Below are 15,561 nucleotides of genomic sequence, written 5' to 3'. Positions count from 1 at the left end.
CGCCGGCATCGTCATCCGGCGATGCCGACAGCCCAAGCACGGAGTGTTCCAATGGCCGTCCCCTCCGAAATGAAGGCGCTGCTGCCGGTCGGCGACGGCTACACCAGGACGCCGAGCGGCAGCGTGCTGGAGGCGATGGAGCCCTATCTCGAGCCGGGCAACATCGCGGTGCCGACACCCGGACCGACGCAGGTGCTGATCAAGGTCAGTCTCGCCTCGATCAATCCGTCCGATGTCGCCTTCGTCAAGGGCCAGTACGGCCAGCCGCGCGCCAAGGGACAGCCGGCGGGCTTCGAGGGCGTCGGCATTGTCGTCGCCAGCGGGGACGAACCCTATCCCAAAGGCCTGATCGGCAAGCGTGTCGCTTTTGCCACGGGCGTCACCAATTGGGGCTCTTGGGCCGACTATGCCGTAGCCGAGGCCGATGTTTGCATCCCGCTGCTCGACACCGTTCGCGACGAGGATGGCGCGGCGATGATCGTCAACCCGCTCACCGCGCTCGCCATGTTCGACGTCGTCAAGGAGGAAGGCGGAAAGGCCTTTATGATGACCGCCGGCGCCAGCCAGCTCTGCAAGCTGATCATTGGCCTGGCAACGGAGAGGGCTTCCGGCCGATCGTCACCGTGCGCCGCGACGACCAGATCGCGGCGCTGAAAGCGCTCGGCGCGGCGCACGTCCTCAACGAAAAGGCGCCGGATTTCAAGGCGGCGCTACGCGAGGTGGTGAAGGCCGAGCAGCCGCGCATCTTTCTCGACGCGGTGACCGGGCCGCTGGCTTCCGCCATCTTCGACATTATGCCGAAGCGGTCGCGCTGGATCATCTACGGGAAGCTCGATCCCGAAGCCACTGTTATCCGCGAGCCCGGCCAACTGATCTTCCAGCATAAGCATATCGAAGGTTTTTGGCTGAGCGAGTGGATGCGCCAGTTCCGCGATCGCCGCGGCCCGGCGATCCTGGAAGCGCAGAAGCGTTTTTCCAATGGGCGCTGGTCGACCGACGTGACGGCGGTGGTGCCGCTTGCCGAGGCGATGGCGCGGGTGCCAGCGGAACTGGCTAAGCCGAACGGCAAGGTGTTCATCCGGCCTTAGGCCAATTCGAAAGATTCGAGAAGCTTGGACGCGAGGGGGCCTCGGAGTGCTTTGCGTCAGAGATTGCCGGTTATCCGCCGCCTCGGGACCGTCAGGCCGATATCCGCGTCCATCAAGCCCCCTATGCCATGCCGCTGCGTCCGTGATATGCCGCCGCCATCGAATGCCGGGACAGGCTGGACTGAGCTTGTTCCGGGATTGTGTGGGGTGCCTTGATGACGATTTCCAAGCCGGTTTTCGACCGTTTGGGGTTTGGCCTGTGGATCGGAGCGTTCCTGGTCGTTCTTGCCATGGTCCTGAGGTCGCCGTACACGCGGACGGTGTGGAAGGCCTATATAGATGGCAGCGAGGCGCTTCTGGCCGGTCTGCCGCTCTACGACACCCAATCCGAGATGGGGTATCTCTACGCGCCGGCCTTCGCCGCGCTCTACACTCCGATAGTCAAGCTCGGTCCGCATCTGGGCGGCGTGGTGTGGCACTCCCTCGGGTTTGCGGTGCTGACCTTTGCCGCGATGCGGCAGGTGCGCAAGCTCGGTGGTGGCGAGTTGATGTGGCTGCTTTCTTTCGGCCTCTTCCTCGCTTTGCCGATGGCGCTCGGCGCGATCCGCAACGGCCAGGCGACGATCCTTTTGACCGGCGCTTGCTGGCTTCTCACATTGTCGGCGCTGGAAGGGCGACGGGCGGAGACGTTCTTCTGGGCTTCGCTTGCCATCATCGCCAAGCCGACCGCGATCATAATGCTGTTGTTGGTAGGAGCCCTTCGGCTTCGGTTGATACCGGTGCTGGTGCTGGCGGTGCTGTTCGTGCTCGCACTGCCTTACGCTTTTGCTCCCGCCGGCTATCTCAACGATCAGTATCGTGTCTTCGCCCAGATGTTGACCTCCATGGCCGTCGACAATACCAGCCATTTCGTGTCCACCGATTTCACGGCACCGTTCACCACGGTAGGGCTGCCGATACCGGAATTCGGCGCAACGATCGTGCGCATGGTCATGGCCCTCCTTACGCTTTCAGCCGTCATCTGGTTCGACCGCAGGCTCGAAGGGGGAAAGGCAGCGCTGGCGATCTTCCTGACGGCCACCTTCTACATGTGCGTCTTCAACCCGCGCGTCGAGCCCAACACCTTTGCCATGATCGCGGTACCAGCCGGTCTTGCCATCGCCCTGTTGTGGCGCGAAGAACGAGGCGGCGTCCTCGCCTCGGTGCTGTCGATGACGCTGTTCGTGACCGGCCTGAGCGGCGTCGAGCGCCATGTGCACGATTTCCTCTTCCCCTGGTTCCGGCCGGTCGCCATCACTTTCATCGCCGGTTTGCTGATCTGGTGGTTCTGGGCCAAGGCACGGGAAAAGGTGGTGAATGCGGGAGTCGCGAATGGCTGAGTTGCGACAGAGCCTCGATATCGTTGCGCCATTCTTCAACGAGGCGGCTTCGGCATCGGCCTTCGCGCGCCTGCTCGGCGAGCTCGAAGCGGCCGTGGCACAGCGCTTCGGCATGACCGTGCACAAGATCCTGGTCGATGACGGCAGCCGTGACGATGGCGCCGGACGATTTTCGCAGGCGCTGACGGGATCGTGGGAGATCGTCCGCCTCAGCCGCAATTTCGGCAAGGAAGTCGCTGTGCTCGCCGGCCTCGACCAGTCGCGCGGCGACATGGTGCTGATCATGGACGCCGACCTCCAGCATTCCCTGGACATCAGCCTGAAGCTGATCGCCGAGCTGGTGAACCACCCCGACATCGACGTCGTCTACGCCCAGAACGACCGCCGCGAGGCGAGCTGGCGGCGCAGCCAGCTTGCACGGCTTTTCTACAGCCTGATCAACAGCAGCCAGCGTTTCGACATTCCCGAAAATGCCGGCGACTTTCGCGTCATGCGCGGCGCCGTGGCGCGCGCACTGACCAGCCTGCGTGACAAGCGTCGCTTCAACAAGGGCCTGTTTGCCTGGGCGGGCTTTCGCCAGAAAGCATTGCCCTATTCGCCGGAAGGCCGCGCCAGTGGCACATCGAAATGGAGCCGGCTCAACCTGATCGCCTTCTCGCTCGAAGGGTTCACCTCGTTCTCCGTCATTCCGCTGCGCCTGATCAGTCTTAGCGGGCTGCTCGCGGCGTTGGCCGGCGCGCTCTATGGTGCAAAGGTGTTCTTCGAGGTGATCTTCTACGGCATTGCCGTTCCGGGCTACCCCAGCCTGCTGGTTGCCGTCGTTCTGCTCGGCGGCCTCAACCTGACCCTGCTTGGCCTGATCGGCGAATATGTCTGGGTGACGCTCAGCGAGAGCAAGGATCGGCCGGTCTATCTCGTGCGCGATGTCGTGCGCAGCGATGCCCCCGCCGACCGGCCGGAGCCGGGCTCTTCGAACAGATGACGCGGCGCATTCGCCTGATCGCCGACGATTACGGCCTGGCGCCTGGCGTTTCCGCCGGGATTCTCGATCTTCTCGATCGGGGGCGCCTGACCGGCACCAGCTGCATGACCGGCTTTCCCGAGTGGGCAAAGGAGGCAGAGCGCATAAAACCGCTGTGCGGCCGGGCTGCGGTTGGGCTGCACCTCACCTTGACCGACCAGTTGGCCGTCACCGGCCGGTCGGCCCTGGCGCCGGAAGGCCGGCTGCCACCGCTCCGCGCACTGGCCTTGCCTGTTCTGCGCGGCCGCATCGGCGCCCGCCATGTCCATGCCGAGCTTGACGCCCAGTACAGCCGCTTCGTCGAGGCGCTTGGCCGCCGCCCCGATTTCGTCGACGGGCATCAGCATGTGCATTTCCTTCCCGTCGTGCGCACATGGCTGTGCGCACGGTTTCCAGAAGGCGCCGACAGGCCGGCCCTGCGCGGCGCCCCGACGCTGGCCGCGGGAGCGAAAGTCGCTGCGATTGCCGCGCTCGCCGCCGGGTTCAACCGCTCGATGCAGCGCGCGGGCTTCACCGTTTTCCAGCCGCTCGCCGGCATCTATGACTGGCGGCAACCCGAAAAGTTCGCTGCGGTTCTGCAGGCCGCCGTCGAAGGGTTGCCAGAGCGAGGGCTGTTCATGTGTCATCCCGGCCATGTCGACGAGACGCTGCGCGCGCGCGACATGATGCAAGGTGTGCGCGAGGTCGAATTCGCGGCCCTCGCATCGGACGCGTTCGGAGCCAGCCTGGCCCGCGCCGGCGTCGAGATCTTGGACGGCAAGAGATGAGCGACGCCGATCGGCCCCAGCGTTCGGCCGGCAGCAAGATCGTCCGCTTCGCCATTGTCGGACTGGCGAACACGGCCATCGACCTTGCCAGCTTTTTCCTGCTGCTCAAGCTCGGGGTTCCGCCGGTGCCGGCCAACATCGCTGCTTGGTTCGTCGCCGTCACCTTTTCCTTCGCGGCGAACGGCTTGTGGTCGTTTGAGCGCAATCGAGCCATCCGGCTGCATGACGCGTTCCTTCGTTTCGCCACGCTTGGAGCGCTGATTTCGCTCGGTGTCTCCAGCCTCTCGATCGCGCTGTTCGCCGGCATCATCGGGGTGTGGCCGGCGAAAATCGGCGGCGTCGTGGTGGCGGCGGTGCTGAATTTCCTCGCCGCGCGCTGGTCGATCGAAGGCCGGTTCTTGAGATAGGCAGAATTATTTTTCTTACGAAATTCCGGACGAAAAACCGCTACACACTTTTCCTGGGATTTCTATTCAGCCGGCTCCACATTGGTGTAGGCGGCTTCCTCCAACTCGCGCTTCAGTCGGGCTTCCTCGTGGGTCTTCGGCGTGACGAAGCGGCCAAGCAGGAGATAGGCGACCGGCGTCAGGAACAGCGTCGAGACGGTGGCCAGCCCCAGGCCGCCGACGATGACCCAGCCGAGCGCGACGCGCGCCTCGGCACCGGCGCCGCTCGCCAGCACCAGCGGCAGGCCGCCGAGCACGGTGCAGATCATCGTCATCATCACCGGCCGCACGCGGATGATCGAGGCCTGTTCGATCGCCTCGCGCACGCCAAGCCCGCGGTCGCGCAACTGGTTGGCGAATTCGACGATCAGGATGCCGTTCTTGGCCATGACGCCGACCAAAAGCACCAGGCCGATCTGGCTGTAGGCGTTGAGACTGGTGCCCGAGAGGAGAAGCGCGAAAATCGCACAGGCCAGCCCGAGCGGCACCGTCGCCATGATGATGACGGCGCTGACAAAACTTTCGAACTGGGCGGCCAGCACCAAAAGGATGATGACCAGCGCGAAGCCGAAAATGGTGACCATGGCGCTGTTGGTCTCGCCCAGCGTCGCCGCCTCGGCCAGCGGCAGGATGCGGCTGCCTGGCGGCAGCAGCGGCGTGGCGATTTGCTCGGCGCGGGTGAGCGCATCGCCAAGCGCGAAGTCGCCGCTGAGGTTGGACGTGATCGCCACAGAGGGCTGCTGCTGTTCGCGCGACAGCGACGGCGGCACGGCGCGTTCGGTCAGCGTGGCGATGGTCGACATCGGCACGAAACGTCCGTCGGCTGTTTTCAGGAAGATGTTCTCCAGATCCGTCGGATCGTTGATCGGATTGGTGGTCGAGACCAGCTTCACGCCGTAGCTGCGGTCGGCGATGTAGACGTCGACGACGTCGTTGCCGTCGAGCATGGCCTGCAAGGTGTTGGCCAGTCCTGATATGTCGATGCCGAGGTCGGAGGCGCGCTCGCGGTCGATGGCCACGGCGAGCTGCGGCTGCGTCGGGTCGATGGACAGGCGCGGTGTCTGGAAGCGCGGGTCCTTCTGCATCTCGGCGATGATCTTCACGGCGGCATCGCCGAGCGCCTTGCGGTCGTTGCCGACCAATGCGAACTGCAGGCCGTTGCCGGCGCCACGGATACCCAGGCTGTTGGGCTGCACCGGGAAGATACGCACGCTCGGCACCTGCCTGGTCAGCTGGCTGATCTCGGCCATGATCTCCTGCTGGCTGCGGCTGCGCTCGTTCCACGGCGCCAGCGTCATCACCATGAAGCCGGAGTTGTAGGAGCCGTTCTGGCCGGCATTTTCGAAAGTGCTGCGGATCTCGCCGGAATCGCGCATCGGCTGGATCAGTCTCTCGATCTTCTGCATCTGCTGCGTTGTGTAGTCGAGGCTGACGCCTTGCGGGGCGCTGATGCGCAGAAGCACGGCGGCGCGGTCCTCGGTCGGCGTCAGCTCCTGGCGGATGGCGCCGAACAGCGTGAAGGCGGTGCCGGCGAACAGCACCGCGACCAGAAGCACGATCCATGGCGCGTCGAGGCAGGCGTGCAGGCTGCGCTTGTAGGCCGTATTGAGCGCGCCGCCGATGCGGGCGCCGATGCCATGGCCACCTTCGTGGTGGAGCGATGCGCCGGTCAGCATGCGCGAGGCGAGCATCGGGCACAGCGTCAACGCGACCACGCAGGACAAGAGCACCGACATGGCAAGCACGAAGCCGAATTCGCGGAACAAGCCGCCGGTCTGGCCGGGCAGGAACGAAATCGGCACGAAGACGGCGACCAGCGTCAAGGTGGTGGCAATAACGGCAAAGAACACTTCCTGCGCGCCAAGCACAGCGGCCGCACGCGGTCCCATGCCTTCGTTGCGTCGTCGCACGATGTTTTCGAGCACGACGATGGCGTCGTCGACGACCAGGCCGGTCGCCAGCACCAGCGCGAGCAGGGTCAGGATGTTGACCGAGAAGCCGGCCAGATAGATGGCGGCGATGGTGCCGATCATGGCGACCGGCATCGCCAGGCCGGGGATCAGCGTCGCGCGCCAGTCAAGGAGAAACACATAGATGACGATCAGCACCATGGTGACGGACAGGCCGAGCGCGATCTCGACCTCGTGCACCGCGCCCTTGACGAAGACCGCGTCGTCGCTGGTGATCTTGATCGACATGCCCTTGGGCAGGTTTTCCTGCAACTTGGCGACGGCGGACTGGACGCCGGTCGAGATGTCCAACGTGTTCGATTCCGCCTGGCGGATGACGCCGATGCCGATGCCGGTCTTGCCATCCGAACGCAATGTGGTCTGGCCGACATCGGGGCCGAGCGTGACGGTGGCGACGTCGCGGATGCGCGTCGTGCCTCCGACGATGATGTTTTCGAACTCTCCCGGCGTGGTGACGTCGGCAGTCGTGCGGACGATCAGGTCCTGGTTGGTCGTGGTGATCGAACCGGCAGGGGAATCGAAGGCGACCGAGGCAAGGGCGGCCCTGAGGTCGGCAACCGTGAAGCCGAGGCTGGCCAGCTTGTTCTGATCGACGTCAATGCGGAAGATCTTGTCGCGGTCGCCATAGACCTGGACGTCGGCAACACCGGGCACGGCGGCCAACTCGTCCTCGATCTGGTCCTGGACCACCACGGTCATGTCCTGGATCGACATGTTGTCCGAGGTCACCGCCAGCCGCATCACCGGGTCGGAATTGGCGTCGGCCTTGACGATGCGCGGCGGATCGGCGGTGTCCGGCATCTGGTTGGCGACGCGGCCGACGGCATCACGCACGTCCGAGGCGGCGACATTCAGATCGACGCCATCGTTGAACTCGATGGTGACGCGGCTTGAGCCGAATGAGGAAGACGACGAGATCGACTTGACGCCGGAGACGCGGGCGACGGCGCCCTCGATGGTGTCGGTCAGCTCGCGATCGACGGTCTCGGCCGCCGCGCCCTCGAAGGTGGTGGAAACGGTGACGACCGCGCGATCGACATCAGGCAGTTCGCGGATCTCGACGCCGTAGAAGGCGGCCAGGCCGGCGACCGCAATCAGTGTGTTCAGCACGAAGGCCATCACCGGCCTGCGGATGAACAGGGCGGTGAAGCCGGTCTCGCTGGCAGTGTTGGCGGGGCTGGTCATGTGCCTGCGGCGGCGTCCGCGGCGCGCTGCTCTTCACCTGCAAGGCGGACCGCGCCGCCCTCGCTGACGCTCTGGGTGCCCTCTGTGACCACCATGTCGCCATTGTCGATCTCGGCGTCGATCAGCACGGTCTCGGTGTTGCGCTGTATGATGCGCACCGGGACCCGCCTGGCCTTGCCATCCCCGATCTGCCAGACATAGGCGCCGTCCGACCCCCACAGGATCGCCAGCGGGCTGACGGCCGGATAGATTTGCCCCGGAAATTTCATGGTGATGCCGAACGACATGCCGGCGCGCAACGAATCCGCAGGGTTGGCGATCTTGGCCTTGACCAGCAGGGTGCGGCTCTTTTCATCGATGTGGTTGTCGATGGCCGAAACGGTGCCGCTATAAGCGTTGCTGGGATTGGCGATCGGCGTCGCCGTCAATTGTGCGCCGACCTTGACGGCGGCAGCGAAGCGCTCGGGCACCAGGAAATCGACCAGGATCGAGGACCGGTCGTCGAGCGTGGCAATGGCCGACTGGTTGGTGACATAATTGCCGGCCGAGATCGGCAGGATGCCGACAGTGCCAGCGATCGGTGCCAGTATCGACCGGCGCTGCAGCGCCAGTTCCGCATCCTGAAGCGCCAGCTTGGCGCCGGCCAAGACCACTTCGGCATCGGCCACTGCGACTGGTGTCGCGGCATTGGAGGCACGAAGCGACCTGACGCGGTCGAGTTTGGCCTGCGCATCCTGCAAGGCGAGCTTGGCGCGGTCCTGAGAGATCACTTCGGTCTCGGAATCCAGGGTGGCGAGGATCTGTCCCTTATCGACATGGCTGCCGGATGCGACCAGCAGTTCGGCGAGTCGGCCGGAGCTGTAGGGATTAACGGTCACCGAGGCGTTGGCACGGCCGGTGCCGATTGCCTGCAGGCGATCGTTGATAACAGCCGAAGTGGCGGCAAGGGCGACCACGTTCACCCGCTGGTTGCCGCCATTACGGCCGTTTGCCTGCTTCGCGTTGGCGGCGCCGGTCTCAGCCGGGGGCGTTGCCGCGGAGGCCCAGTCGATGCCCCAGCGTGCCAGCACGTCCGGCGCGCCGGGATAAAAGCGCAGCCAGGCGGCTGCCGCCACCACCAGCACCACAAGTCCAAAAAGTATCTGTTTCCAGGCGGCCATCGGCACTCCGTTTGGTAAAACAATCCTTCCGTCTACCGGTTTCCCGAAATGAAGCAGACGCAGCGAGGCTATTGTAAGGCAAAGAAGCCGCCTCGATATCGCGTCTTTATGACAATTCTCCGGGGGCTGCGCACATTAAATATATGTAACCTTTGAGAAAATATGCGTAACGCTTTGGATCGTCGCACAGGCACTAACGCAGACTTTCCATCTCGCGAATGCGTTTGGCGCCTTCTGCTTCCAGTTGCCTGGTGACGGCGCCGATCAGCGTTTCGGCGACAACGAAAAGGGCAGCCGAAGAGTCCCATGCCGACGGCACCGCGGTTCGTCCGGCGATAACATGACGAGCAAAGCGGGCGATCGGCGACAGCCACTGGTCGGTGAACAGCACGATCTGGACGCCACGCTGATGCGCCTTCTCGGCGAAGCGGACGAGGCTGTCCTGGTAGCGCCTGATGTCGAAGATCACCAGCACGTCGCGCTTGCCCATGTCGATCAGCCGGTCGCGCCACATGCTCTCCTGCCCGGCGAGGTGAAAGACATCCGGCTGGATGACGGCGAGGTGGGCGGCCATGTAGCGCGCCAGCGGATCGGTGAAGCGACCGCCGATCAGGAATGTCTTGCCGCGCCGGTCGGCGAGCCGGGCGGCGATGTCGGCAAGCTGCCTGTCGGAGAGGTGCCTGAACGTCTCGCGCATATTGTCGAGCGTCGCTTCCAGCATCGGCGACGCCGTGCCGCCGCCGGGCGAGGGCGGGTTGAGCGTCCTTGTTGCCGGCGATTGCAGTTGCGCCGCCAGTTCGTCCTGCAGGCTCGACTGGAATTCCGGATAGTTCTGAAAACCCAGCCGGGCGACGAAACGCAGGATCGTCGGCGAGGAGACGCCCGCCGCGGCCGAGAATTCAGCGACCGTTTTCAGGCCGATCATCGGATAGTTGGCGATCAGTGTCTGGGCCGCGCGCCGTTCGCCGGCCGGCATCGTGCCGAGGCGATCGGCGATCAGTTCGGCAATGCTGGAAATCATGTTTTCCCCACCCCTGGCTCGGCCGAAGGCCTTTTCCGAGATCGCATTTGACAAAGCCGGACAAACTGTATGAAATCATCCACAGGGACGCAATGAGGCAAAATACGTAACATACGATACAGCGCTCCCCGGGGACGGCAGAGTATGGAGAAAGCACGGCCCGCCAGCCTTGCATCGTCTGATACCGTGAGGGTGACGAACCCCGCCGGATCGAGCCCATTCGTGCTGACCTGCGATCACGCCTCGAACTACCTGCCGGCCGAATTCGGCACGCTCGGCCTTGTCGCCGGGGACCTGTCGCGCCACATCGCCTGGGATCCCGGCGCGCTGCCTGTTGCCCGCCGCATGGCGCAGGCGCTTGACGCGACTCTGGTCGAAACCTGCATTTCGCGTCTCGTTGTCGACTGCAACCGGCCGCTCGACGCGCCCGATCTGGTGCCGCCGGTCAGTGAGACAACGGCCATACCGGGCAATACCGGCCTGTCGGAAAGTGAGCGTGCGGCCCGTGTCGCGCTGTCATGGCAGCCGTTTCATGCCGCCATCGAGCATGTTGTCGACGACAGGCTGGCGCGTGGGCGGGAAACCCGGCTGGTTTCGGTGCATTCCTTCACGCCAATCTACAAGGGCCGCAACCGGCCCTGGCATATCGGCATCATCCATGACGAGGATCGCCGGCTGGCGGCACCACTGATATCAGCGCTGAAGCGGCTTGCCGGCATCGCTGTCGGCGTCAACGAGCCCTATTCGCCGGCCGACCGCGTCTACTTCACGCTGGAACGGCATGCGCGCTCGCGCGGCTTGCTCTGCGCGATGATCGAAATCCGCAACGACGAAATCGCCGGCGAGACCGGGCAGCGGAAATGGGCGGATCTGCTCACGGGCATTTTTCTGGATCTGGAGCCCGAGGAGGCCAGGGGCTCCCGACAACGTGCAATGGGAAAGTCAGTTCAATCGGCCAGCTAAGAACTTAAAAAGGGGACAAAAATGTCAGCGCAAGACTATTCGGATGTCGACAAGAAGGAGGATCTGAAGGTCCTCCACGGAATGGGTTATGCCCAGGAACTGTCGCGAAGCATGAGCCGCTTCTCGAATTTCGCCATCTCATTTTCGATCATCTGCATCCTGTCGGGTGGCATCAATTCATTCGCGCAGGCGACGTCGTCGATCGGCGGCGCGGGCGCCGGCATCGGCTGGATCGTCGGCTGCGCCGTTTCCGGATTTTTTGCGCTCGCCATGGCGCAGATCGCCTCGGCATTCCCGACCGCCGGTGGCCTTTATCATTGGGCGTCGATCCTCGGCAACCGTTTCACCGGCTGGCTCACCGCCTGGCTCAACCTGTTCGGCCTGATCACCGTGCTCGGCGCGATCAATATCGGCACTGCGTTCTTCTTTGTCGGAACGTTCGGCAGCTGGTTTGGCATCACTGGCACGCCGGGCGAAATCGTCGGGTTCGTCGCCTTCATCACCGTGCTGCAGGCGCTGTTCAACCATTTCGGCATCAAACTGACGGCAATGCTCACCGATGCTTCGGGCTTTCTTATTCTAGGCGCAACAGCAGTGCTGATCGTGGCCTGCCTGGTGTTCGCACCGGCAATCGACATCAGCCGGCTGTGGACGTTCACCAACTATTCAGGCGATGCGGGCGGCGGTGTTTTTCCGCAAACCGACTCCATGAGCTACCTGTTCCTGCTCTGCCTGCTGCTGCCGGTGTACACCATCACCGGCTATGACGCGTCGGCACATACCTCCGAAGAGACCCTCAAGGCGGCACACTCGGTTCCGCGCGCGATCGTTTCGTCCGTGCTCTGGTCGTCGCTGATCGGCTGGGTGATGCTGTGTGCGATCGTTCTGGCCATCCCAGACCTGGCGGCCGGCGCCAAGCAGGGCTGGAGCGTGTTCTTCTCGACCATGGACGCGATCCTGCCCGTGTGGCTCAAGGAGCTGCTCTATCTCGCCATCCTGATCTCGCAATTCCTCTGCGGCCTCGCCACAGTGACGTCGGCCTCGCGCATGCTGTTTGCCTTCTCTCGCGACGGCGGCATGCCGATCGGTTCGGCTTCGCTCGCCAAGGTCAACCCGACCTGGCGCACGCCGGTCAATGCGATCTGGACGGCCGCGATCCTCGAAATCCTGTATGTGTTCCTTGCCCAGTTCATTTCGATCGGCGGCACCAACATCTACACCATCGTCGTCAATTCGACGCTGGTGTTCCTGTTCCTGTCGTTCATCATCCCGATCGTGCTCGGCATGCTGGCTTTCGGAACGGCGAAATGGCCGACTCCAGGCCCGTGGAATCTCGGCGCTGGGCTGTTCAAGCTGTTCTGCGCGCTATCGATCGTCGGCATGGTCATCATCTTCTACATCGCCATCCAGCCGCCGAACGACAAGGTGCTTTACATCACCATAGGCTTCATCGTGCTGACCGCCCTGCTTTGGTTCGGTTTCGAGAACCGTCGCTTCCAGGGTCCGCCGATCGGTGACCAGATTGCCAAGCGCCAGGCCGCGATCAAGGCAGCCGAGGTGGCTATCGGCGAAGCTGGCGCCTGATATCGCCCAATATGGCCATGGCCGGCCTCGCGCCGGCCATGGTTGCGTTTTCCCTTTCAATCGACAAGCGCTGGAGTGCCAAAGGAATGGCCGGAAATTTCTCGTTCGATCAGTTGAAGAAAGCGGTCTCCAGCGGTGAGATCGACACCGTGCTGGCCTGCATCGTCGACATGCAGGGACGGCTAGCGGGAAAACGCTTCCTGGCGCAGTACTTCGTCGATTCCGCGCATGACGAAACGCATGGCTGCAATTATCTGCTGGCCGCAGACATCGATATGGAGCCGGTGCCCGGCTACAAGGCGGCGAGCTGGTCGAAGGGCTATGGCGATTTCGTCATGAAGCCGGATCTGGCCACGCTGCGGCGCATTCCCTGGCTGGAAAAGACCGCTCTCGTGATCTGCGACGTGCTCGACCACCACACGCATGACGACCTGCCGCATTCACCGCGCGCCATCTTGAAGAAGCAGGTCAAGCGGCTGAGCGAGCGCGGCTATATCGGCTATTTCGCTTCCGAGCTCGAATTCTATCTGTTCAACGAGACATACGATTCCGCCCGCAAGAAGCACTGGCAAGGTCTCGATACCGCTTCACCCTATATCGGCGACTACCAGATCGGCATCACCACCAAGGAAGAAGGCGTCATGCGCCGGCTTCGCAACGAGATGGAGGCGGCCGGCATCCCGATCGAGAACTCCAAGGGCGAGTGGGGTCCGGGCCAGGAAGAGATCAATGTGCGCTATGCCGAGGCGCTCGACATGGCCGACCGTCACGTCATCCTGAAGAACGGCGCCAAGGAAATCGCGGAGTCCGAGGGCAAGGCGATTTCGTTCATGTCCAAATACAATTACGGGCTCGCCGGCAATTCCAGCCACATCCACAATTCGCTGTGGAGCGCCGATGGCAAGACGCCGCTGTTCTTCGATAAGGCGGCCGACTGGACGCTGTCAACGCTTGGCCAGCAATGGGCCGCCGGCCAGCTCAAATACGCCAAGGAATTCACCTGGTTCCTGGCGCCCTACATCAACTCCTACAAGCGCTTCCAGGCCGGCACCTTCGCGCCGACCAAGATCATGTGGAGCGAGGACAATCGTACCGCCGGCTTCCGCCTGTGCGGCGAGGGCACCAAGGGCATCCGCATGGAATGCCGCATCGGCGGCGCCGATCTGAACCCGTATCTTGCGTTCGCAGCGCTGATCGCCGCCGGCCTTGCCGGCATCGACGAGAAGCTGGAATTGCAGAAGCCGTTCGTCGGCGATGCCTATCAGGCATCGCGCCTGCCGGAGATTCCGAAGACGCTGCGCGATGCCACCGAGACGCTTGCGAAGTCGAAGATGCTCAAGCAGGCGCTCGGCGAGGATGTGCTCGAACACTATGTCCACACCGCAAAGTGGGAGCAGCTCGAATACGACCGCCGCATCACGGATTGGGAACTGCACAGAGGGTTCGAGCGGTACTAGGTATCGACGGTTCGTCGGCGCCCCTTCACTCTTACCCTCTCCCAGTGGGGGAGAGGGTGCCGGCAGGCAGATGAGGGGCAGCGCCAGGCCATACGATTTTGTTATAGAATACGAGGACTTACAAAATGACCGAGACGGTCAAACTGATATCCCCCATCGACGGCTCGATCTATGCCGAGCGGCCGATCGCGACCGACCAGGCGATCAATGCCGCGGTCGAGCGTGCCAAGGCGGCTCAGGAGAAGTGGGGGCTGACGCCAATCGTCGAGCGCGGCAAGTATATGCTCGCCATGCTGGAAGCGCTGGTCGCGATATCAGACGAGATCGTGCCGGAGATCGCCTGGCAGATGGGGCGGCCCGTACGCTACGGCGGCGAGTTCGGCGGCGTCAGGGAACGCACCACCTATATGGTCGAGATCGCCGAGCAGGCGCTCAAGTCGGTGCCTGCCTCCAACCCGAAGGACGGCTTCCGCCGCTATGTGAAGAAGGACCCGCTCGGCGTGGTCATGGTGATCGCGCCGTGGAATTATCCTTACCTCACCGCCGTCAACACCATCGTGCCGGCGCTGATGGCCGGCAACACCGTGATCCTCAAGCATGCGGCGCAGACGCTGCTGGTCGGCGAGCGCTTCCAACAGGCTTTCGACGGAGTGGGTCTGCCCAAGGGCGTGTTCCAGAATGTCGTGCTGAATCACGCCCAGACCGAAAAACTGCTCGGCTCGGGCAAGATCGACCATGTCAATTTCACCGGTTCGGTCGGTGGCGGCCGCGCCATCGAAAAGGCTGCGGCCGGCACCTTCATGACGCTCGGCCTCGAACTCGGCGGCAAGGACCCGGCCTATGTGCTGCCTGACGCCAAGATGGATCATGCCGTCGCCAATCTGGTCGACGGCGCCTTCTACAATTCCGGCCAGTGCTGCTGCGGCATCGAACGCGTCTATGTGCACGAGAAGGTCTATGACGAATTCGTCGAAGGCTTCATCGCCGAGACCAAGAACTATGTCGTCGGCAATCCGCTCGAACAGGCGACGACGATGGGGCCGATGGCGCAGGCGCGCTTCGCCGACCTGATACGTGAACAGAAGGCCGAGGCGCTGCGCAAGGGCGCGGTGGCGCACATCGACATGAAGGTGGCTAACGACAAGGCCGGTTCGCCCTATCTGGCGCCGGAAGTGCTTACCAATGTTGACCATCAGATGAGCGTCATGCGCGAAGAGAGCTTTGGACCGATCGTCGGCATCATGAAGGTGCGTAACGACGAAGAGGCGATCGCGCTGATGAACGACAGTCCTTACGGGCTGACGGCTTCGATCTGGACCCGCGATACCGAGCATGCCGTCGCGATCGGCAACCGGGTCGAGACCGGCACGGTGTTCATGAACCGCTGCGACTACCTCGATCCGGCACTGGTCTGGACCGGCGTCAAGGACACCGGCAAGGGCGCGGGCTTGTCGGCCATCGGCTATGACAATCTCACCAGGCCGAAATCATTCCATCTGCGCGAAGCCATCTGATTTATT

11 protein-coding genes and 1 pseudogene are annotated in these 15,561 nt (G+C 63.4%); 9 read left to right on the top strand and 3 right to left on the bottom strand.

Features of this window, described 5'->3' with window-relative positions; all coding sequences use genetic code 11:
* Window positions 1-51 precede the first annotated feature (51 nt).
* The 5 genes and pseudogenes from AC0L2U_RS07465 to AC0L2U_RS07445 all read left to right on the top strand — a co-directional run bounded on the left by AC0L2U_RS07465 (window position 52) and on the right by AC0L2U_RS07445 (window position 4,662).
* Window positions 52-1,088: pseudogene (locus tag AC0L2U_RS07465) on the top strand (zinc-binding dehydrogenase).
* A gap of 215 nt (window positions 1,089-1,303) precedes the next feature.
* Entirely contained in the window at window positions 1,304-2,467 is a 1,164-nt protein-coding gene (locus tag AC0L2U_RS07460) for a glycosyltransferase 87 family protein (RefSeq protein ID WP_127809361.1), read from the top strand.
* Complete coding sequence (locus tag AC0L2U_RS07455) at window positions 2,460-3,449, top strand: glycosyltransferase family 2 protein (RefSeq protein WP_127329411.1); 990 nt, start codon at window positions 2,460-2,462, stop codon at window positions 3,447-3,449. Before AC0L2U_RS07460 ends, AC0L2U_RS07455 begins: the two co-directional genes overlap by 8 nt.
* Window positions 3,446-4,255, top strand: coding sequence for a ChbG/HpnK family deacetylase (locus AC0L2U_RS07450; protein ID WP_127269059.1), 810 nt, complete (start codon window positions 3,446-3,448; stop codon window positions 4,253-4,255). The genes AC0L2U_RS07455 and AC0L2U_RS07450 overlap by 4 nt, the downstream gene beginning before the upstream one ends.
* Window positions 4,252-4,662, top strand: a complete 411-nt coding sequence (locus tag AC0L2U_RS07445) for a GtrA family protein (protein ID WP_127269060.1) — start codon at window positions 4,252-4,254, stop codon at window positions 4,660-4,662. The genes AC0L2U_RS07450 and AC0L2U_RS07445 overlap by 4 nt, the downstream gene beginning before the upstream one ends.
* Window positions 4,663-4,724: 62 nt before the next feature.
* On the opposite strand, the gene AC0L2U_RS07440 is transcribed toward AC0L2U_RS07445, so the two are convergent.
* The 3 genes from AC0L2U_RS07440 to AC0L2U_RS07430 all read right to left on the bottom strand — a co-directional run bounded on the left by AC0L2U_RS07440 (window position 4,725) and on the right by AC0L2U_RS07430 (window position 10,037).
* Window positions 4,725-7,856 (bottom strand): efflux RND transporter permease subunit, encoded by a 3,132-nt coding sequence (locus AC0L2U_RS07440; protein ID WP_473601679.1) that lies wholly within the window; start codon window positions 7,854-7,856, stop codon window positions 4,725-4,727.
* Window positions 7,853-9,016: an efflux RND transporter periplasmic adaptor subunit gene (locus tag AC0L2U_RS07435; protein ID WP_473601678.1), complete on the bottom strand. Its 1,164-nt coding sequence runs from the start codon at window positions 9,014-9,016 to the stop codon at window positions 7,853-7,855. Before AC0L2U_RS07435 ends, AC0L2U_RS07440 begins: the two co-directional genes overlap by 4 nt.
* 193 nt (window positions 9,017-9,209) lie before the next feature.
* On the bottom strand, window positions 9,210-10,037 hold the full coding sequence (locus AC0L2U_RS07430; protein ID WP_127318706.1) for a MurR/RpiR family transcriptional regulator: 828 nt from the start codon (window positions 10,035-10,037) through the stop codon (window positions 9,210-9,212).
* A 144-nt stretch (window positions 10,038-10,181) separates the two neighbouring features.
* Here AC0L2U_RS07430 and AC0L2U_RS07425 point away from each other — a divergent pair, with 144 nt between their 5' ends.
* From AC0L2U_RS07425 to AC0L2U_RS07410, 4 genes are all read left to right on the top strand, one after another.
* The gene (locus AC0L2U_RS07425) at window positions 10,182-11,000 is read left to right on the top strand and encodes an N-formylglutamate amidohydrolase (RefSeq protein ID WP_473601677.1); all 819 of its coding nucleotides are present in this window, start codon (window positions 10,182-10,184) and stop codon (window positions 10,998-11,000) included.
* A 21-nt stretch (window positions 11,001-11,021) separates the two neighbouring features.
* A complete protein-coding gene (locus tag AC0L2U_RS07420) occupies window positions 11,022-12,584 on the top strand; it encodes an amino acid permease (RefSeq protein WP_127809367.1) in 1,563 nt (520 codons plus the stop codon).
* 86 nt (window positions 12,585-12,670) lie between these two features.
* Window positions 12,671-14,041, top strand: coding sequence for a glutamine synthetase family protein (locus tag AC0L2U_RS07415; RefSeq protein WP_473601676.1), 1,371 nt, complete (start codon window positions 12,671-12,673; stop codon window positions 14,039-14,041).
* Window positions 14,042-14,166: 125 nt separating this feature from the next.
* Window positions 14,167-15,555, top strand: a complete 1,389-nt coding sequence (locus AC0L2U_RS07410) for an aldehyde dehydrogenase family protein (RefSeq protein ID WP_473601675.1) — start codon at window positions 14,167-14,169, stop codon at window positions 15,553-15,555.
* Window positions 15,556-15,561: the final 6 nt, after the last annotated feature.

Source organism: Mesorhizobium sp. WSM4808 (genome assembly GCF_055811675.1).
The sequence above is the reverse complement of the archived record's forward strand: the minus strand, read 5'-3'. Positions and strand labels throughout refer to the sequence as shown.

Coding starts and splice junctions, on each gene's coding strand:
- AC0L2U_RS07460 (WP_127809361.1), top strand. CDS start 1,304: ATGACGATTTCCAAGCCGGTTTTCGACCGTTTGGGGTTTGGCCTGTGG.
- AC0L2U_RS07455 (WP_127329411.1), top strand. CDS start 2,460: ATGGCTGAGTTGCGACAGAGCCTCGATATCGTTGCGCCATTCTTCAAC.
- AC0L2U_RS07450 (WP_127269059.1), top strand. CDS start 3,446: ATGACGCGGCGCATTCGCCTGATCGCCGACGATTACGGCCTGGCGCCT.
- AC0L2U_RS07445 (WP_127269060.1), top strand. CDS start 4,252: ATGAGCGACGCCGATCGGCCCCAGCGTTCGGCCGGCAGCAAGATCGTC.
- AC0L2U_RS07440 (WP_473601679.1), bottom strand. CDS start 7,856: ATGACCAGCCCCGCCAACACTGCCAGCGAGACCGGCTTCACCGCCCTG.
- AC0L2U_RS07435 (WP_473601678.1), bottom strand. CDS start 9,016: ATGGCCGCCTGGAAACAGATACTTTTTGGACTTGTGGTGCTGGTGGTG.
- AC0L2U_RS07430 (WP_127318706.1), bottom strand. CDS start 10,037: ATGATTTCCAGCATTGCCGAACTGATCGCCGATCGCCTCGGCACGATG.
- AC0L2U_RS07425 (WP_473601677.1), top strand. CDS start 10,182: ATGGAGAAAGCACGGCCCGCCAGCCTTGCATCGTCTGATACCGTGAGG.
- AC0L2U_RS07420 (WP_127809367.1), top strand. CDS start 11,022: ATGTCAGCGCAAGACTATTCGGATGTCGACAAGAAGGAGGATCTGAAG.
- AC0L2U_RS07415 (WP_473601676.1), top strand. CDS start 12,671: ATGGCCGGAAATTTCTCGTTCGATCAGTTGAAGAAAGCGGTCTCCAGC.
- AC0L2U_RS07410 (WP_473601675.1), top strand. CDS start 14,167: ATGACCGAGACGGTCAAACTGATATCCCCCATCGACGGCTCGATCTAT.